The following is a 17,790-nucleotide window of genomic DNA, read 5'->3' as shown; positions in this document are numbered from 1 at the left end:
CCGGAATCGTCAAGAATCCAAGGGTTTTCCACGAGTCGCGGTTTTGCGTGGTTTCTCAGGGAAGCCCATCGATTGCGGCAAAACCATGTGCGCGCACTTGTGCAAAACGACGCCGGGTCATCCCGCCCAGCGCCAGCACGGGCAGCGGCGACAGCCGCGCCAGACAGTTGAAGCGCAGCGCGCCAAGCACCGGGGCGCCGGGATGCGAGCGAGTCGGATAGACCGGCGAGAGCAGCACCGCATGTGCCCCGGCACGTGCGGCCGCGCCGATCTCGCGCAGGGTGTGCGCCGTCGCCAGCCGCAAGCGCGCGCGCGGCGACAAGGCGTTGGCCGGACCATAGCCCGCGCCCGCCAGCACCACCTCGACCCCGCGCAACGCCGCGATCCGCCGCAGATGCCGCAACCGCGTCGCGCGCGCCGCCGGTGCCAGATGATAATGGCGAAACACCAGCGCCGAACCCTGGGGCAGCCGCCGCAGCGCGCGATCGAGCAGCGCGTCGTTGCGCGCGTCGCTCAACAGCACCTGGCGCGGCACCTGCCGATGCCTACCCCGGCCAGCGGATTTGATGATCACTGGAGCAAATCGCACGATGCGTTATAGCACCGCGCATGAGCGCCGCCACCCACCCCGACGATGTCGATCTGTCGCCCCTTGCCGCCATCCATGCCCGCATTGCCCGCGCCGCCGCGCTGGCCGGGCGCCGCGCCGATGATGTGACGCTGGTCGCCATCGCCAAGACCAAACCGGTCGAGGCGATCCAGCCGCTGATCGACGAGGGGCAGCGCGTGTTCGGTGAAAACCGCGTGCAGGAGGCGCAGGCCAAATGGCCCCCGCTGGTCGAGGCGCACCCCGATATCCGCCTGCATCTGGTCGGCCAGTTGCAATCGAACAAGGCCGAGGACGCGGTGCAGATGTTCGACGCCATCCATTCGCTCGACCGGCCCTCGCTGCTGGTGGCGCTGGCCCGCGCGATGGACAAGACCGGGCGGCGCGTGCCGCTGTTTGTCCAGGTCAATATTGGCGAAGAGGCGCAAAAGGGCGGCTGTCCCATCGGTGACGTGTCCGCGCTGCTGACGCAGGCCCGTGGTGCCGATCTGCCGGTCGCCGGGCTGATGTGCGTGCCACCGGCGGGGATCGAGCCCGCGCCGTTCTTTGCGTTGCTGGGCAAGATCGCCGCCGATAACGGCCTGGCGCAGCTGTCGATGGGAATGAGCGAGGATTTCGACACCGCCGTGATGCTGGGCGCGACGCATGTGCGCGTGGGCAGCGCCTTGTTCGGGGCGCGCGCGGGATGATCGGCGCGGCGACGTTGCTGGCCTTCGTGCCGGTCGCGGCGCTGCTGACGATCACGCCGGGCACCGATACCATGCTGGTGCTGCGCACCGCCGGGCTGAACGGAGCGCGCCCGGCCATGATGGCCGGGCTGGGTATTGCACTGGGCTGTCTGGCCTGGGGGCTGGCGGTGGCGCTGGGCCTTGGCGCGCTGCTGGTGGCAAGCCCGGTCGCCTATGGCTGGCTGCGCGCAATGGCCGCGCTCTATCTTGGCTGGATCGGCCTGACCCTGCTGCTGCGCCCGCTTCGTGCCGGGGCAGCCGGTCCCGCGCCTGCCGCCGCCGCGTTCCGGCGCGGGCTGCTGACCAATCTGCTCAATCCCAAAGTCGGGGTGTTCTATATCACACTGCTGCCGCAGTTCCTGCCCCCCGGCACCAGCGATCCGGCGGCCGGGCTGATGCTGGCAGGCGTGCATGTCGCGCTGACGCTGATGTGGTTTGCGCTGCTGATCGGCTTTGCCCGCGTGCTGGCCCCGTTGGTCACCAGCCCCGCCTTTGCCCGGGCGATCGACCGGACGTGCGGGGTGGTGTTTGTCGCGTTCGGGCTGAAACTGGCCGCTGCGAAAGCCTGATCAGGTCTCCGCAGTGCCTTCGCCATACCGCGCCAGTTCGTCACCGACCAGCGTGACGACATGCAACAGGTTGGTTGATCCCGGCGTGCCGAACGGCACCCCGGCCAGCGCGATCAGCTTTGACCCGGCCACGCCGAACCCGTGGCGCAGCGCCATGCGCTTGCCCTTGGCGATCATTTCCTCGAAGCTGCCGATGTCTTTGGTCGACACCGCGTGGGTGCCCCACAACAGGCCCAGCCGTCGCGCGGTGCGCAGTGCCGGCGTCAGCACCAGCATCGGCACGCCCGGCCGTTCGCGCGCCACCCGCCGCGCGGTCGAACCCGACCCGGTGAACACGATGATCCCGGCAATCGGCAACGTCGCCACGATCGACGCGCAAGCCCCGGCCAGCGCGTCGGCGGTGGTCGGATCGGGCGGAGTCTGGGTGAAATGCACGCGCGCCTGATACCCGGCATCGCGTTCCACCTGCACCGCGATGCGGTTCATGATGGTCACCGCTTCTTCGGGCCAGGCGCCCGACGCGGTTTCCGCCGACAGCATTACCGCATCCGCGCCGTCATAGACCGCATTGGCCACGTCCGACACTTCGGCGCGCGTGGGCGTGGGCGCTTCGATCATCGATTCGAGCATTTGGGTGGCGACCACCACCGGCTTGCCCTGGCGGCGGGCCATCGCGACAATGCGCTTTTGCAGCGGCGGCACGTCTTCGGGGTCAAGCTCGACGCCCAGATCGCCGCGCGCCACCATGATCCCGTCGGACAGTTCGATGATTTCATCTAGCCGCCCGATCGCGGCGGGCTTTTCGATCTTGGCCATCAGCGCGGCGCGGCCATTGATCAGCTTGCGCGCTTCGGCCAGATCTTCGGGCCGTTGCACGAACGACAGCGCGATCCAGTCGGCGCCCTGTTCGATGGCAAAGGCCAGATCGCGGCGGTCCTTGTCGGTCAGCGCGGGCACCGGGATCACCGCGTCGGGCACATTGACGCCCTTGCGGTTGGAAATCACCCCGCCGACTTCGGCCGAACAGAAGATTTCGTTGGCATCGGCGCGGATCACCCGCAAACGCAGCTTGCCATCGTCGATCAGCAGCCGCTGCCCCTTTTGCAGGACGCCGAACAGTTCGGGATGCGGCAGGCAGACGCGGGTTTCATCGCCCGGTTCGGGGTTGCGATCGAGCGTGAAATGGCCCGAATGGCGGATCACCGCGCGGTCACCCTTGAACGTGCCGACGCGCAACTTGGGCCCCTGAAGGTCCGCCAGGATGGTGATCGGGCGGTTAAGCCGGGTTTCCAGCGCGCGGATCGAGGCAATCGTTTCGGCATGGGTGGCGTGATCGCCATGGCTCATGTTGACGCGGAACGCATCGACGCCCGCGCGATAGAGCTTTTCCAGCATTTCGGGCGAACGGCTGGCCGGGCCGACCGTCGCCAGAATCTTGACCTTGCGTCCGCGTGGGCTTTGCCCGGCGCCATTCGCCTGTGTCTGATTGGTGTTCGCCACGGTGTCCGCCTCGCTTGTGCCTGAATACTTTGCGTGCGGTCGGCCAGCCACTGCCCGATTGCGACGGTGGCCATGCGACTGCGCCGGGGCTATGGCCCATGGGGCCTTAAAACCCAAGACCCAAAACCCTCAGGACCAATCGCATGGATACGAATTCCCCACTCGACACGACACCCGACTCGCTTGACACGCTGCCCGATGCGGTGGCTGCTGCCGCGTTTCGCCGACTGGTGCGCCATTTGCGCCACCGCCACGATGCACAGAACATCGATCTGATGGGTCTGGCCGGGTTTTGCCGCAACTGCCTGGCCGACTGGATCATCGATGCCGGCGCCCCGCTGGACAAAGTGGCCGCGCGTGAAGCGATCCACGGATTGCCCGCCGCCGAATGGAAAGCCCGTTATCAGACCGAGGCGACACCGGAACAACTGGCGCGCATGGCGCAAAGCATGCAAAGGAACCCCGGGGGCTGACGGGATCATACGGTGGGGGTGAATTTCAGGGACCGGGGCGATGTCTGGTTCGTGGCGCTGGTGTTTGCGCTCGGCTGGTTCTTTTCGTTCAATCTGGCGACGCTGGCGGCACACACACCGCCCGGTTTCGTGTTCTGGTCTGATCAGGACCGTTATCTGCAATCGGCGCGCGCCTTTGCGCGGGGCGATCTGCACCCCGATCAACACTGGTATCCGCTGCTGTTTCCCTTGCTGCTGGCGCCGTTTGCGGGGCTGCCGCCGCTCTATGAGGCACTGATCCCGGATTTTGCCTGCTATGTGCTGGCCTATCTGGGGTTTCGCCGGTTTGCGCGTGGCTTTGGCCTGGGTCCGGTCGGCGCGGTGGTGCTGTTCGTGCCCACCACGATTGCCTGGCCGCACACCGGCGATAGCTGGATCCAGCCGTGGACCACCACACCCTCGGCGGCGCTGATCTGGGGCGCGCTGGCGCTGGCGGCCGATGTGCTGCGCGACACGCCGCGTGCCACGCGGACCGGACGAATGATCGCCTGTGGCGCCATGCTGGGCCTGATCCCCGTCAGCCGTCCGGGCGATATCGTGATCAGCGGCATCATCGGCCTGTTCATGCTGATCGCGCTGGTGCGCCGGGGCACCTGGCGATCGCTGGTACCGCTGGTGGGCGCGGCATTGGTTCCGCTGGTCGTGGCGGCGGTGTTGCACCTGGCGATCTATGGCGCCGTGTCGAGCGATTACATGCGGTTGTCGGCGACGTATGGCGAACAGTTCGGACGGATCGGGTGGAAGGCCTATGTCCTGCTGATCGAACCGCGCCCGTGGTATCCCGAGGGGCGCGGGCTGTTCGCCGTGCTGCCATGGGTTCCGTTCGGGCTATGCGGGATTGTCCATGCCGCGTTGGTGCGGCGTGACCGGATGGTCGCGGCGATGACCGCGCTGGCGCTGTTGGCCTATTGCACGATGGCGCTGTGCTATATGGATCTGGTGCCGAGCGGGCTGTGGCGGTTCGGCAATGTGCACTATTTCAAATGGGTCCTGCCCGCGATCGGCCTGTTCGGGTGGATCGCGTTGCGCGACGCGCGCCGACGCCCGCGCCTGACGCTGGCGCTCGTCGCGGCCATGCTGGCGCTGACATCCCTGCGCATCGCGCCGGTGCGCGCCAGTGTGGACGAGCCCGCCCGGCTGGTGGTGTTTGCCGGGCCGATGGCGGCCTATGCCGATATCTACAACGCCCATTCGACATTGTCGGACCGGGCCGGGGTGCTGCGCAACAGTTTCGATTTCCATCTTGTGCCGATGGCCGACCCGGCAGGCCGGGTGGTTGGCGTGGCGCAACGCCGGGATTTTGCCGGGGACGAGCGGTGGATGAACCCCGGCGATCTGGCACTTTGGCCCCATCTGACCACCACGCATTACACCGATACTGCCTTGCCCGGGCGCTTTCCCGTGATGGCGATCGCGCGTTATCGCCCGGCGGTCGGCTTTGGCCTGCCGTGCTGGCTGCCGCCGTATGCCTGCCCGACGCATTTGCCCGATCTGAAAGCGCACTGAGCCGATGACCCTGCCTCATGCGCGTGCTGCCGCGTTTTGCCGCCATGCCGTCGCCTTCCCGATCGCGGTGGTGGCGCTCTATGCGCTGATCGCGGGCATCGGCATCGCACGGGGGCAGTTCGACGTGTCCAGCCTGATCGTGGCGGGCGACCGCTATGTCGACAAGGCCGCCGTGCCCACGCCGATCGCGGTGCGCGCGCAATCGTCCGGGTATGACGGGCAATTCTATTTCCGCCTGGCCAACCAGCCGCTGCCGCGCACGGTGACCGGCGGCGGGGTGACGTTCGATCGCCCCGCCTATCGCAGCCAGCGCATCGGCTATCCGTTGATCGTGTTCTGCCTCAGCCTGGGCAGGCCCGCGCTGGTGCCGGTGATGATGGTGCTGGCCAATCTGCTGGGGATTTTCGTCATGGCGCGCAGCGCGGTGACCTTGCGCGAAAGGCTCGCTTTGCCGGGATGGTTCGCCCCGGCGGTGATGGCCTGGCCGGGATTGACGGTTACCTTGCTGCACGACACCACCGAGATCGTCGCGGCAGCCTGGCTGATGCTGGCAATCGGTGCCGCGTCGGCACGGCGGCCCGCGCGCTTCATGGCCAGCGGCGTGATGACCCTGCTGACGCGCGAAACATCGGCCGTGGTGTTTGCCTGTGCTGCGCTGTTCGGCGGGCGACCGACCATGCGGCGGCTGGCGATCGGGCTGTTTCCGGTGATCGCCTATGCCGCGTGGCGGCTGTTTCTGGCCCAGCGGTGGTACGGCATCGCCGGTACCGGGCAATCCTTCAATGGCGACATGGGCTGGCCCATGCAGGGCTTTTTGCAGACCGTGCACGACTGCGTAATGCTGCAGCGTCCGCTGTCACCGCGCCCCGGTCCCAACGCCATCCGCAACATCTATGTCGTGATCACTGCATGTGCGATCTTCGCGACCGGCCTGTGGACGGCGTGGTACGTGCCCGGTGCGCTGCGCGCCGGGGGCCTGCGCCGATCGATCGCCGCGGGCTGGGTTGGCCTTGCCATCGTCCTGTCGACGCTGTCGGCCCAGGGCCCTTGGATCGATCCGAACGGGTATTTCCGCGCCTTTACCGAATTCTGGGTGATCTCGCTGCTGGTGCTGGCAGGTACCGGGCTGCGCCTGCCCAAAGCCGCCGCTGCGCTGGCCATTCCAGCCTGGATCGCCAGCGTCTATTTTCTGCTTTAGGCCTTTGAAAACACGAACCGCAGCGACATCGTGAAATTGACCAGCAATCCCGCCACCGATCCCGCGCCGACCGCGAGATAGGGATGCGCCGCGGTTGCAGGCACCGCCTCGATCAGCGCGACATACGTGGCATAGTTGACCACCCCGCCCGCGCTGTTCGCGATCAGATAGGCCCCCCATTCGCGCCACGAGGGCGCCATCGCCATGGCAAAAGTGAACCGCCGGTTGACCGCCCAGGTGCACGTCGCCGCGCCCAGCCACGAACACAGCCGCCCGATCACCCATCCCGCGCCCAGCCAGGCCACGGGGTAGAGGATCGCCACATCGACCACAAAGCCCAGACACCCGACCAGCGCAAAGCGCACCAATCGCATCATGGCGCGCTGCCGATGCCCGGCAATTCGAGATAGCGCAGACGCTTGACCTCTTGCCGACCGCGCGTGACCGTATCGAGGATCAGCCCGTTCATCACGCATAGCCAGCCCAGCAGCATCATCCCGGTGGCAAGCAGCGCGGTCGGCAGGCGGGGCACCAGCCCGGTCGCCAGATATTCGGGCAGCAGGGGCCACGCGGTCAGCAGCGCGGCGATCATCAGCAGGCCGCCGACCGCCGCAAACACCTGCAACGGGCGTTCCTGTTTCAGCAGCGCCAGGATCATCCACAAGATGCGCACGCCATCCGAAATGGTGTTCAACTTGCTGGCCGAACCGACCGGGCGTTCCTTGAATTTGGTGGCGACTTCGGCAACCGGCAATTCCAGTTCGAGCGCGTGGATGGTCAGCTCGGTCTCGATTTCGAACCCGCCCGACATGATCGGAAACGATTTGACGAAACGGCGCGAGAACACGCGGTATCCGCTCAGCATGTCGCGGAATTCGTCGCCAAAGATCAACCGCACCAGCCCGGTCAGCAGCCAGTTGCCAAACTCGTGCGCGGGGCGATAGGCGGTGTCGCTGATCGCGGTGCGCGCGCCCACCACCATATCCAGATTGTCCTCGATCAGCCGCGCGACCAGCGCCGGGGCGGCGGCCGCGTCATAAGTATCGTCGGCATCGCACATGATGTAGATTTCGGCCTCGATATCGGCGAACATGCGCCGCACGACGTGGCCCTTGCCCTGGCGGCGTTCGGTGCGCACGACCGCCCCGGCCTCGCGCGCGACCCGGGCAGTCGCGTCGCGGCTGTTGTTGTCATAGACATAGATCCGCGCATCGGGGAGCGCCGCGCGGAATGCCGCGATCACCGCCTCGATCGCCACGGCCTCGTTATAGGCGGGCAACAGCACGGCAATCCGGTCATTGTCTGCCATCATCAAATCTGTGCTCCATCACTCGTCATCGGGCGCGCCGGTATATTGCGCATCGGGGTCGGGCACGCGCGGGGGCGCACCGGGTGCGGGCGGATCAAAGGCGTGGATCGGGATCGGCCCGATCAGTTCGCCATCGTCCCAATAGATTTCGTGCCAGTCGCGCGCGTGCAGCCCCAGATGTTCGAGCGGGGTATAGTAATAGCGGCTGAAGGCATAGACCACGCGCGCGCCGCCCAGTGCCGTGCGCACGTGCCCTGGCGGTACCAGATGCCCGTGATAGCCGCCGAACGCCCAGTTGTCGGTCGTCCGGGGATCGGTCATCACCACCAGCGCAAACGGGCAGGGCAGATGGCCGAATTCGACCACACAAGTCTGTTCGATCACCACCGCCACGGCTTCATGGCTGGCCAGCAGCGCCGCGCCGGGACGCGCCGCCACGGTCTGCACCGTGCGGCGCCAGTCCTGCGGTTGCCAATCGGGATTGAGCACCAGCAGATCGACCAGCCCGGCCACACCCACCGCCAGCAGCGCCACGGCCACGCCCGCGCGGTGCAGCATCCGTTGCGGCCACGGGCCGGTCAGCGCCGCCGCCGCGATCAGCGCGGTAAAGCTGAAGCACCAGTGCAGCGTGAAATCGGACACGATCGGGTGGACCCTGTCGGTCGCCTTGAACACCACCAGCGTGGCAATTGCCACGCCCGCCGCCAGCCGCACCGCCCGTACATGACGCCCGCGCCACAGACCCACCGCCATGGCCAGCGCCATCAGCCCCGATCCGAACGTGCCACCGGTCAGCAACTGCAACCGGCAGGTCGTCCAGAAATCCGCCCAGCCCAGCGATTCCAGCCAGGTGATATTGGCCGCCGCCATGCTGCGCAGTTGCGCATAGGCCATCACCAGCACCCAGCCCGACAGCACCGCCGTTGCGATATCCGCCGCCAGCAGCGCCACGATCGGCCGCCAGCGCCAGTCGCGGCGCAGCGCGGCATCGCCCAGCACCGCCAGCGTCGCGATCACCGGCCACAGGATCATCGTGGTATGGCAATAGATCGCCACCACCGCGCCGCCCACAAAGACGCGCCAGCCGCGCCCGGTTTCCAGCGCATCGACCAGGGCGATGAACGAGACCAGCACCGCCAGCTTGGCCAGGCCATAGCCGCGCAGATAATCGGCCTGATAGATATCCGACGACGACACCGCCAGGAACATCAGCGCCAGCAGCGCCGCCGGCCACCCCAGCCGTGCCCGCACAAAGCGCCCGAACAGCGCCATATGCGCAAAGGCAATCGACAGCGGCAGCGCGCGCATCCACCAGTGCCCCATCGGCACGACCATGCGCCACAGCTTGAGCAGCGAATAGAACAGCGGCGGATTGGTTTCGCGCAGCATCCACCAGCCCCACAAGTGGCGCCATGGCTGGCCCGAAAAGTACATCGAGGCCATCTCGTCGAACGCCATCGAACCGGCCGCGTGGCGCAGGCGCAAGCCGACCGCCAGCGCGATGATCGCGCAAAGCCATGTCAGGGTCCCGGCATGCGGGGTAAGAGATCTGGATCGTGGTATCGCCTCGCCCCCTGTTGGCATCGATCTGTCGCATACCGGTGCGCTCGCCCGCAAACAATCCCCGCTTTGACGGCCATCAAACTCTGCGTCATGGCGACATGGCACAGGGGGCGACATCCATCGCAAAGGCCCGATCCCATGACGGTTCCTTCGACCACCATCGCCACGCTGACGATGAACCCGACGATCGATGTCGCCTATGACGTCGACCGGATCATTCCCACGCACAAGATCCGCACCACCCGCGAATATGCCAATCCCGGCGGCGGGGGGATCAATGTCGCGCGGGTGTTCGTGCGGCTGGGCGGCGCAGCACGTTGCATCTATCTGTCGGGCGGACCGACCGGGGTGGCGCTCGACGGGCTGCTCGACCTGCACCAACTGGTGCGCACGCGCGTGCCGATCGCCGGACACACGCGCATCGCGGTGACCACGCTGGAACATGCCACCGGGCAGGAATATCGCATTACGCCCGCAGGCCCCGAAGTGCGCGAGGACGAATGGCGCGCGGCTCTGGCGCGGGTCGCGGCGACCGAATGCAGCCATTTTGTCGCCAGCGGATCGCTGCCGCACGGGGTTCCGGCCACGTTCTATGCCGACGTGGCGCGGATCGTCGCCGCCCGGGACACGTGCATGGTGCTCGACACGTCGGGCGAGGCGCTGCGCCAGGGGTTGCAGGCCGGGGGGATCGATCTGGTCAAGCCCAGCCGGGGCGAACTAGAAACACTGACCGGAAGCCGCCTGCCGACCCGCGCCGCGGTGATCGATGCGGCAATGGCGATTGTCGCTGCGCGCCAGGCCCGGCTGGTGGCGGTGACGCTGGGCCACGAGGGCGCGATCCTGGCGCGTGCCGAAGGGGTGATCGACTGCCCGGCGGTCCCGGTCGAGGCGCGCAGCACGGTCGGCGCCGGCGACAGCTTTCTGGCGGCGATGGTCTATGCGCTGTGCGCCGGGCAAGGTGACGTGGCGGCCTTTCACATGGGCGTGGCGGCGGGTACCGCGGCGGTGTTGCACCCCGGCACCGATCTGGCCCACCCCGCCGACATCGCGCGTCTGCTTCCGGCAGTGATAGCGGCTTGAAACCGGGCGGCGACAACGCCATGTCCTCACCCATCTGCAACCATCTGGACTGTGACCACAGGATTACCATGAGCGACACCTCCACCGCCGCCCCCGAAACCCGTGTTTTTGAAGCCGATGTTGCCCGCCTGCTGCACCTGATGGTGCATGCGGTCTATTCCGATCGCGACGTGTTCCTGCGCGAACTGATCGCCAATGCCGCCGACGCGTGTGAAAAGCTGCGCTATGACAGCATTGCCGATCCTGCGCTCGCCAGCGGCGAAACGGCGCGGATCACCATCGCGCTCGATCCCGACGCACGCCGCCTGACCATTGCCGACAATGGCATCGGCATGACCGAGGCCGACATGATCGAGGCGCTGGGCACGATCGCCCGGTCGGGCACGCGCGCATTCATGGACAAGCTGACCGCGGCCAAAGACGGCGAAAGCCCGCAACTGATCGGCCAGTTCGGCGTCGGGTTCTATTCGGCGTTCATGGTCGCCGACACGGTCGAGGTCACTTCGCGCCGCGCCGGGACCGATCTGGCGCACCGCTGGTCGTCCGACGGCCTTGGCACGTACAGCATCGAGGCAGTGCCGCTGGACCAGGCCCCGGCGCAAGGCACGCGGGTGGTGCTGCATCTGAAAGACGACGCCACGCAATATACCGAACGCGCCACGGTCGAACGGATCGTCCGCGCGCAGTCGGGCCATGTGCCGGTGCCGATCGCGCTGATCGAAAAACCCGATGCCGACGCCGCCGAACTGACCGATGGCAGCGCGCTGTGGACCCGCGCCAAGGCGGACATCACGCCCGAGGAATACACCGATTTCTACCGCAGCGTGGCCGGGCAGTGGGATGCCCCCGCGCTGACGCTGCATTACCGCGCCGAGGGCAAGCACGAATACAACGTGCTGGCCTTTGTGCCCGAAACCCGCCCGTTCGACTTGTTCGACCCCGACCGTGCGGGCCGCATGAAGCTCTATGTGCGGCGCGTGTTCATCACCGACGAGGCCGACGTGCTGCCGCGCTATCTGCGGTTTGTGCGCGGGCTGGTCGATTCGGCTGATCTGCCGCTCAACATGAGCCGCGAAATGATCCAGCAGAGCCCGCTGCTCGCCGCGATCAACAAAGGCGTGACCAACCGTGTCCTGTCCGAGCTCGACAAGCTGTCGCAGCACGACGCCGACAAGTACGCCGCGTTCTGGGATACGTTTGGCGCGGTGCTGAAGGAAGGCATCTATGAAGATTACGCCCGGCGCGAGACGCTGCTTGGCCTGGCGCGGTTCCACACCACCAGCGGCGGCGATGCCTGGCGGTCGCTGAAGGATTACGCCGGTGCGATGCGCGAAAACCAGACCGCGATCTATTACGCCACCGGCACCGATCGCGAACGGCTGGCGACCAGCCCGCAGATCGAAGGGTTCCGCGCGCGGGGCATCGAAGTGCTGTTGCTGACCGATGCGGTCGACAGCTTCTGGGCCGGAGCGGGGGCCGATTTCGACGGCAAGCCGTTCAAATCGGTGACCCAGGGCCTGGCCGATCTGGGCCAGATCGCGCCGATCGACGGCACCGATGCGCCAGAGCCGACCGCGCCCGAGGCCGAAAGCTTCATCGCCTATGTGAAAACCACGCTGGGCGATGCGGTGTCGGACGTGCGCGCGTCGGAACGGCTGACCACCAGCGCGGCCTGTCTGGTGGCCAGCGAACATGGCATCGACCGTCAGCTTGAACGCATCCTGGCGGCCAGCGGCCAGACCCCGCGCGGCACCAGGCCGGTGCTGGAACTGAACCCGCGCCACGATCTGGTAACCCGTCTGGCCGCGCTGCCCGACGATGCCGATCTGAAGGCCGACGGCGCGCACTTGCTGTTCGACGAAGCGCGCATCGCCGATGGCGAACTGCCCGACGACGCCCGCGCCTTTGCCGACCGGCTGAGCCGGATTCTCGCCAAGGCCCTGGGCTGAATATCCTTGCGGCTTCTGCTCCTCCCCCTGAAAAGGGGGAGGTCGGGAGGGGGTGGTGCCCGGCCCGATTGGCGCGTGACAAGGCCAGCGTCGCACACCCCCACCCAACCCTCCCCCTGAAGGGGGAGGGCTTCTCAGGTCACGCTGCCGTCCAGAATTTGCAGCGTTTTCAGGTCGGAGTGGAAATCCAGCGCATAGTCGCCGCCTTCGCGTCCAATGCCCGAAATGCCGATGCCGCCAAACGGCGCGGTCAGGTCGCGCACCAGGAACGTGTTGACCCACACCGTGCCGCCGCGCACCGCGCGGCCCACCCGTTCGGCGCGCTCTGCGCTGCCGGTGTAGACGATGCCCGATAGGCCATAGGCGGTCGAATTGGCCAGCGCCACGCCTTCGGCTTCGTCGCGGAAGGTCTGGAATGTCAGCACCGGGCCGAACACTTCGCTCTGGACGACTTCGGACTGGTTGTCCTTCGGCACGATCAGCGTGGGTTCGATCCACTGACCGTTCCAGGTGCGGCCCCCACGCACCACCGTGTCGCCCGCCGCGCGCGCGCGGTCGATGAACCCCTGCACGCGTTCGACATGGCGCGGGTGGATCAGTGCCGACATCGTAGTGGCCGGATCGCGGCTGTCGCCCATCACATGGGCATCGGCACAGGCATGGAACCGTTCGAGGAAGGCGTCTTTCACGCTGTCCTCGACGATGATCCGCGTGCCCGCCATGCACACTTGTCCGCTGTCATCATATTGCCCGGCTGCCTTTTTCGCCGCCGCATCCAGATCGGCATCGGCGAACACCAGCAGCGGCGATTTGCCGCCCAGTTCCGCCGTAAACGGCACGATGTTTTCCGCCGCCGCCTTGCCGATCACCCGCGCGGTGGGCACGCTGCCGGTAAAGCTGATCCGCTTGATACGCGGGTCGCTGGTCAGCGCGTTGCCAAGCTCTGCCCCCAGCCCCTGCACGATGTTGAACACCCCTGCCGGAAAGCCCGCCTCGTCGATCAGGTCGGCCAGCACCGAGGCCGACAGCGGCGACCAGTCGGCGGGTTTGAGAATGACCGTGTTGCCCGCCGCCAGCGCGGGCGCGCATTTCCACGTCGACAGCATGAACGGCGCGTTCCACGGCGTGATGATCAGCGACGGCCCGGCGGGCTGGCGGATCACCCGGTTGGCGGTGCCGCGCGATGACCACACGCGTTCCTGATGCGCCGTCGCCAGATCGGCATAGTTGCGGAAATTGGCCGCCCCGCGCAAAATCACGCGCAGCCGCAGGCTTTCCAGCAGCATGCCCATGTCGAGGCATTCGATCATCGCCAGCTTTTCGACATTGGCCTCGATCAGGTCGGCCAGCCGGTGCAGATAGACCCCGCGCTCCGCCGCGCTCAGCGCCGCCCAGGCGGGAAACGCCTGGGTTGCCGCCTCGGCGGCTTGTGCCGCGGTGGCCACCGTGCCGCGCGCGATGTCGGCCAGTTTCCACGACCAGTCGAACGGGCAACGGGTTTCGAACGTATAGGGCGAGGCGACCCGGCGCCCACCGATATAGTGATCGGGCGAAACCGAATGCCCGGCGATGTCGATACGCGTGTCCATGGGCGTGCTTTCAGATATAGGGCAGGTAATAGGCGGTATGGCCGGCGGCATCGCGGGGGCTGACGATGCGCAGTTCCTCGCGCTTGATGGCGATGAAGTTGGCGATCAGTTCGGCCCCGACCGCCTCGGTCAGCACGGTGTCGGCCTCCAGCGCGTCGAGCGCGGCGCCAAGATCGTGCGGCGTGTGCCGATCGGTGTTGGTCACCTCCAGCCCGTCGTCGGTTTCGGGCGCGCCGGGATCGAGCCCCGCCTCGACCCCTTTCAGCGCGGCCTGCAACAGCGCGGCGATGGCGAAATAGGGGCTGGCCGCGCAATCGGCCATGCGGTGCTCGATGCGCGCCGCCGCGCCGGTTTCCGCCGAAACGCGCACGGTCACGCTGCGGTGGTCGATTCCCCAGTTGGCCCAATAGCCCGACAGGCTGGCCGGTTGCAGCCGCGCATAGCTCTGGCTGATCGGCGCCAGGATCGCCGCCAGCGCCTCGTGGTGGTGCAACAGGCCCGCGATCGCCCCGCGCATCACCGGCGACAGCGTGCCCGAGGCAACATCGTCGGCAAACACGTTGGCCCCGCTCGCATCGCGAAAGCTGATGTTGAAATGCAGCCCGCTGCCGCTCTTGTCGGCAAACGGTTTGGGCAGAAACGACAGCAGGTAGCCTTTGCGCAGCAGCAGTTCGCGCGCCATCTGCCGGAACAGAAAGGCATCGTCGGCGGCCTTCAGCGCATCGGCAAAGCGCAGGGTCAGTTCGAACTGCGGCGCGTCATATTCGGCGTTCATCGATTCGATCGGGATGCCGCAGGCATGCGCCGCTTCCCAGATCGTGTCGACCAGCCCGGCCGGATCGGTGAACGGGCCGGTGCCATAGACGAACGCGCCGGGGGTATCGTAAGGCACCCATTGTCCCTGCGCATCGCGCTGGAACACATAGGCCTCCATTTCGATGCCGACCATCGGTTCCAGCCCGCGCGCGCGCCAGGCGGCAATTGCGCGCAACAGCGCGCCGCGCCCGCACAGCGGGAATGGCTCACCCTTGAACTGCAAGGTGCCCAGCGCGATGCGCGTGCCCGCTTCCCAGCCCGGGCGCAGGCCATCGGGATCGAACAGCATTTCCATGTCGGGCAACCCGTCGAGCAAGCCGCCGCCCGGCGCCGCGACCAGCGTCTTGTCATAAGTCACCGCATATGTGCCGACGCAAAACCGCGCATGGCCCTTGGCCGCCTCGGTCATCGGCACATATTTGCCGCGCGCCAGATTGAGCTGATCGGCGAACAGCAGGCGCGCGCGCTCGAACGAAGTAGACGAATGGCTGGTCATGCTGCTCCCCAAAATCCTGTTCTTCACCGCGCCGTGACGCGTACCGGCAGGTGTTTGATGCCATGAATGAAATTCGACCGCAGATAGCTGTGTTCGGCAACCTGCTCGATCGCGGTCAGCCGCTTGGCCAGTTCCTGCATGACAATCGCGACTTCCAGCTTGGCCAGCCACATGCCGAGGCAAATGTGCGGGCCACCCTGCCCGAACGACAGGAACGGATTGCGCGGCCGATCGAGCCGCAGCGCGTAGGGATCGGCTATCGCGGCCTCGTCGCGGTTGCCTGAAATGAACCACAGCACCACTTTGTCGCCCGCGCGCACGGTCTGGTCGTGAAAGGTGAAATCGCGCGTGGCGGTGCGGCGGAAATGCGATGTGGGCGAGGCCCAGCGGATCATTTCGTCGGCGGCCGCCTCCCAATTGGTGAAGTCGCCCGCCTGCAACTGGCGCAACAACGCCGGATTGTTGGCCAGCGCGTGGATCGTCGCCGAAATCGAATAGCGCGTGGTGTCGTTGCCCGCCGCCACCAGCAGGCAGAAGAAATTGCGGAATTCATCGCGCGACATCTGCGTGCCGTGGCTGGTGGTCTGGCGCACCAGATTGAGCACGCCGATCTGTTCGCCCGCATCCATCCGGTCGAGCAGATCGTTGGCATAGTCGAACAGCTTGACCGCCGCCGGGCTGCGAAACGGCAGCAGCCGGTAGGCATCGGTATCGACCTTGTCGATCACGAAGTCGGTGTAATCGGGGTCGGAATTGGAAATCAGCGCATCGCCCAGTTCGACCAGCATCGGCCCGTCGGACACCGGCACGCCCATGATCTGCGCCAGCATCTGCATCGGCAGGCGCCGGGCGATACGATCGACCGCATCGAATTCACCCTCGCCCAGCGCCACGTCGAGCAGATCGGTGACGATCGTGCGGATCTGGTCCTCGAACCCGGCGACGGTGTGCTTTGCAAAGGCCTTCGACACCAGCGCGCGAAAGGCGCGGTGGACCGGCGCATCGGTTTCCTGAAAGGTCTTGCGCGCCTCGTATTCTTCCTCGGTCTGGTCTTCCATGCGGATGCCGCGCGCCGACGACAGCAGATCGGCCTGCCGGTTCAGTTCGAGCAAGTCGGCATGTCGCGTGACCGACCAGAACCCGCGATCGCCATTGGCCATGTCCGACCAGGCCATCGGGGTTTCGCGGCGCATGCGGTCAAACGTGGCAAACGGCGCGCCATCGTTGAAGGCGTCCTGCGACGACAGATCGACATGCGCGTCGGTCGAACGGGAAAAGGCATAAGACATCGGGCAACTCCCTTGATGTCTGCCAGCTAGACCCGTCGTGGCCCGGCGCACTTGGCATAAGCGGACAGAAGTGGCCCCGCCTGTTCCGATTGCCCGACCCTGCGCTTATGCACAGCCGCAAGAGCCGCATTTACGCGAGGGAGCCGCAAGATCATGGGCGAAATCATCGGTGCCGGCATTGTCGCGCACGCCCCCACCATCATGATGTCGCGCGAGGACCGCCTGGCCCTCAACGAGGGCAAGGAAATCAGTCTGGTGCCCGGATTGCACCGGATCAAGACCGAAGTGCTCGACGTGCTGAAACCCGACACGATCGTGCTGTTCGACACGCACTGGTTCACCATCGTCGAATTCTGCGTGGCCGCCCAGGCGCGCCGGTCGGGCTTGTTCACCAGCGACGAATTGCCGCGCGGCATGCGCCAGATCCGCTATGACCTACCCGGCAGCCCCGTGCTGGCCCGGGCGATGGCCGACAAGGCCACGGCCAACGGCGTGCGCACCACCGCGATCGACGATCCGTGGCTGCCGATCCACTATCCCACGGTCAACTTGTCGACCTTTCTCCAGGGCGATGAGGAATGGGTGTCGGTCAGCCACGCCTATTCGGCCGAGCCCGACGAATTCCTGCGCGTGGGCCACGGCATCGGGCAGGCGATTGCCGAAAGCGACAAGCGCGTGGTGCTGATCGCCAGCGGATCGATGAGCCACCGGTTCTGGTCGTTCCGCGACATCCCGCTGCACGAGGCATCAGACCCGATCCATATTTCCAGCCCCGCCGCGCGCGAGGCCGATTACGAACGCCTGCGCTGGTTTGCCGAAGGCAACCATGCGGCGGTAATCGACTCCATGCCCGATTACTTGCGCCACGCGCCCGAGGCGCGTTTCGGCCATTACCTGATGATGGCCGCCGCCTGCGGCGGGCGCGACTGGAAGGCCCGGGGGCGGCAATTTTCGGATTACGAAAACGCCACCGGCACCAGCCAAGTGCACGTGTGGTTCGACAAGCCGGAGGATGGCTGGAATTAACCCACCTTCAATCCTCCCCGGCACGGGGAGGGGGACCAGCGAAGCTGGTGGAG

At 66.6% G+C, this 17,790-nt stretch carries 16 protein-coding genes; 8 read left to right on the top strand and 8 right to left on the bottom strand.

Annotated elements, in window-relative coordinates; all coding sequences use genetic code 11:
* Positions 1-55: 55 nt before the first annotated feature.
* A complete protein-coding gene (locus AQZ49_RS02865) occupies positions 56-535 on the bottom strand; it encodes a thiamine phosphate synthase (protein WP_231738653.1) in 480 nt (159 codons plus the stop codon).
* 74 nt (positions 536-609) lie between these two features.
* Between AQZ49_RS02865 and AQZ49_RS02860 the strand changes: the two genes are divergently transcribed.
* Positions 610-1,296, top strand: coding sequence for a YggS family pyridoxal phosphate-dependent enzyme (locus AQZ49_RS02860; protein ID WP_067612712.1), 687 nt, complete (start codon positions 610-612; stop codon positions 1,294-1,296).
* Positions 1,293-1,904 (top strand): LysE family translocator, encoded by a 612-nt coding sequence (locus AQZ49_RS02855; RefSeq protein WP_067612709.1) that lies wholly within the window; start codon positions 1,293-1,295, stop codon positions 1,902-1,904. The genes AQZ49_RS02860 and AQZ49_RS02855 overlap by 4 nt, the downstream gene beginning before the upstream one ends.
* On the opposite strand, the gene pyk is transcribed toward AQZ49_RS02855, so the two are convergent.
* Entirely contained in the window at positions 1,905-3,404 is a 1,500-nt protein-coding gene (gene pyk / locus AQZ49_RS02850) for a pyruvate kinase (RefSeq protein WP_067612705.1), read from the bottom strand.
* A 143-nt stretch (positions 3,405-3,547) separates the two neighbouring features.
* Between pyk and AQZ49_RS02845 the strand changes: the two genes are divergently transcribed.
* From AQZ49_RS02845 to AQZ49_RS02835, 3 genes are read left to right on the top strand one after another with little or no spacing between them, the layout of a single operon-like run.
* Positions 3,548-3,877 (top strand): DUF1244 domain-containing protein, encoded by a 330-nt coding sequence (locus AQZ49_RS02845; RefSeq protein ID WP_067612702.1) that lies wholly within the window; start codon positions 3,548-3,550, stop codon positions 3,875-3,877.
* Between the two features lie 12 nt (positions 3,878-3,889).
* Positions 3,890-5,422 carry a hypothetical protein gene (locus tag AQZ49_RS02840; RefSeq protein WP_067612699.1) on the top strand — a complete coding sequence of 511 codons (1,533 nt, stop codon included), beginning with the start codon at positions 3,890-3,892 and terminating at the stop codon, positions 5,420-5,422.
* 4 nt (positions 5,423-5,426) lie between these two features.
* A complete protein-coding gene (locus AQZ49_RS02835; protein ID WP_067612696.1) occupies positions 5,427-6,620 on the top strand; it encodes a hypothetical protein in 1,194 nt (397 codons plus the stop codon).
* Here AQZ49_RS02835 and AQZ49_RS02830 read toward each other — a convergent pair.
* Genes AQZ49_RS02830 through AQZ49_RS02820 form a run of 3 tightly spaced genes read right to left on the bottom strand, consistent with a single transcriptional unit; the run spans position 6,617 to position 9,513 of the window.
* Positions 6,617-6,997: a GtrA family protein gene (locus AQZ49_RS02830; protein ID WP_067612694.1), complete on the bottom strand. Its 381-nt coding sequence runs from the start codon at positions 6,995-6,997 to the stop codon at positions 6,617-6,619. The genes AQZ49_RS02835 and AQZ49_RS02830 overlap by 4 nt on opposite strands.
* Positions 6,994-7,932 carry a glycosyltransferase gene (locus tag AQZ49_RS02825; protein WP_067612691.1) on the bottom strand — a complete coding sequence of 313 codons (939 nt, stop codon included), beginning with the start codon at positions 7,930-7,932 and terminating at the stop codon, positions 6,994-6,996. Before AQZ49_RS02825 ends, AQZ49_RS02830 begins: the two co-directional genes overlap by 4 nt.
* 15 nt (positions 7,933-7,947) lie before the next feature.
* Positions 7,948-9,513 carry a hypothetical protein gene (locus AQZ49_RS02820; protein WP_067612688.1) on the bottom strand — a complete coding sequence of 522 codons (1,566 nt, stop codon included), beginning with the start codon at positions 9,511-9,513 and terminating at the stop codon, positions 7,948-7,950.
* 117 nt (positions 9,514-9,630) lie between these two features.
* Here AQZ49_RS02820 and AQZ49_RS02815 point away from each other — a divergent pair, with 117 nt between their 5' ends.
* Together AQZ49_RS02815 and htpG are read left to right on the top strand one after the other, a co-directional pair.
* Positions 9,631-10,572 (top strand): 1-phosphofructokinase family hexose kinase, encoded by a 942-nt coding sequence (locus tag AQZ49_RS02815; RefSeq protein ID WP_067612685.1) that lies wholly within the window; start codon positions 9,631-9,633, stop codon positions 10,570-10,572.
* A gap of 68 nt (positions 10,573-10,640) precedes the next feature.
* A complete protein-coding gene (htpG, locus tag AQZ49_RS02810; RefSeq protein WP_067612682.1) occupies positions 10,641-12,521 on the top strand; it encodes a molecular chaperone HtpG in 1,881 nt (626 codons plus the stop codon).
* Between the two features lie 134 nt (positions 12,522-12,655).
* Here the strand turns inward: htpG and AQZ49_RS02805 are convergent, their stop codons facing one another.
* The 3 genes from AQZ49_RS02805 to AQZ49_RS02795 are packed head-to-tail and all read right to left on the bottom strand — an operon-like array spanning position 12,656 to position 16,711.
* Entirely contained in the window at positions 12,656-14,110 is a 1,455-nt protein-coding gene (locus AQZ49_RS02805; RefSeq protein ID WP_067612679.1) for an aldehyde dehydrogenase family protein, read from the bottom strand.
* A gap of 10 nt (positions 14,111-14,120) precedes the next feature.
* Complete coding sequence (locus AQZ49_RS02800) at positions 14,121-15,422, bottom strand: type I glutamate--ammonia ligase (protein WP_067612676.1); 1,302 nt, start codon at positions 15,420-15,422, stop codon at positions 14,121-14,123.
* Positions 15,423-15,445: 23 nt separating this feature from the next.
* Entirely contained in the window at positions 15,446-16,711 is a 1,266-nt protein-coding gene (locus tag AQZ49_RS02795) for a cytochrome P450 (RefSeq protein ID WP_067612673.1), read from the bottom strand.
* A 153-nt stretch (positions 16,712-16,864) separates the two neighbouring features.
* On the opposite strand from AQZ49_RS02795, the gene AQZ49_RS02790 reads away from it, so the two are divergent.
* Positions 16,865-17,737 carry a 3,4-dihydroxyphenylacetate 2,3-dioxygenase gene (locus tag AQZ49_RS02790; RefSeq protein ID WP_067612670.1) on the top strand — a complete coding sequence of 291 codons (873 nt, stop codon included), beginning with the start codon at positions 16,865-16,867 and terminating at the stop codon, positions 17,735-17,737.
* Positions 17,738-17,790: the final 53 nt, after the last annotated feature.

The sequence above is a fragment of the Novosphingobium sp. FSW06-99 genome, from assembly GCF_001519065.1.
Taxonomy (GTDB): domain Bacteria; phylum Pseudomonadota; class Alphaproteobacteria; order Sphingomonadales; family Sphingomonadaceae; genus Novosphingobium.
The sequence above is the reverse complement of the archived record's forward strand: the minus strand, read 5'-3'. Positions and strand labels throughout refer to the sequence as shown.

Coding starts and splice junctions, on each gene's coding strand:
- AQZ49_RS02860 (WP_067612712.1), top strand. CDS start 610: ATGAGCGCCGCCACCCACCCCGACGATGTCGATCTGTCGCCCCTTGCC.
- AQZ49_RS02855 (WP_067612709.1), top strand. CDS start 1,293: ATGATCGGCGCGGCGACGTTGCTGGCCTTCGTGCCGGTCGCGGCGCTG.
- AQZ49_RS02845 (WP_067612702.1), top strand. CDS start 3,548: ATGGATACGAATTCCCCACTCGACACGACACCCGACTCGCTTGACACG.
- AQZ49_RS02835 (WP_067612696.1), top strand. CDS start 5,427: ATGACCCTGCCTCATGCGCGTGCTGCCGCGTTTTGCCGCCATGCCGTC.
- AQZ49_RS02830 (WP_067612694.1), bottom strand. CDS start 6,997: ATGATGCGATTGGTGCGCTTTGCGCTGGTCGGGTGTCTGGGCTTTGTG.
- AQZ49_RS02825 (WP_067612691.1), bottom strand. CDS start 7,932: ATGATGGCAGACAATGACCGGATTGCCGTGCTGTTGCCCGCCTATAAC.
- AQZ49_RS02820 (WP_067612688.1), bottom strand. CDS start 9,513: ATGCCAACAGGGGGCGAGGCGATACCACGATCCAGATCTCTTACCCCG.
- AQZ49_RS02815 (WP_067612685.1), top strand. CDS start 9,631: ATGACGGTTCCTTCGACCACCATCGCCACGCTGACGATGAACCCGACG.
- htpG (WP_067612682.1), top strand. CDS start 10,641: ATGAGCGACACCTCCACCGCCGCCCCCGAAACCCGTGTTTTTGAAGCC.
- AQZ49_RS02805 (WP_067612679.1), bottom strand. CDS start 14,110: ATGGACACGCGTATCGACATCGCCGGGCATTCGGTTTCGCCCGATCAC.
- AQZ49_RS02800 (WP_067612676.1), bottom strand. CDS start 15,422: ATGACCAGCCATTCGTCTACTTCGTTCGAGCGCGCGCGCCTGCTGTTC.
- AQZ49_RS02795 (WP_067612673.1), bottom strand. CDS start 16,711: ATGTCTTATGCCTTTTCCCGTTCGACCGACGCGCATGTCGATCTGTCG.
- AQZ49_RS02790 (WP_067612670.1), top strand. CDS start 16,865: ATGGGCGAAATCATCGGTGCCGGCATTGTCGCGCACGCCCCCACCATC.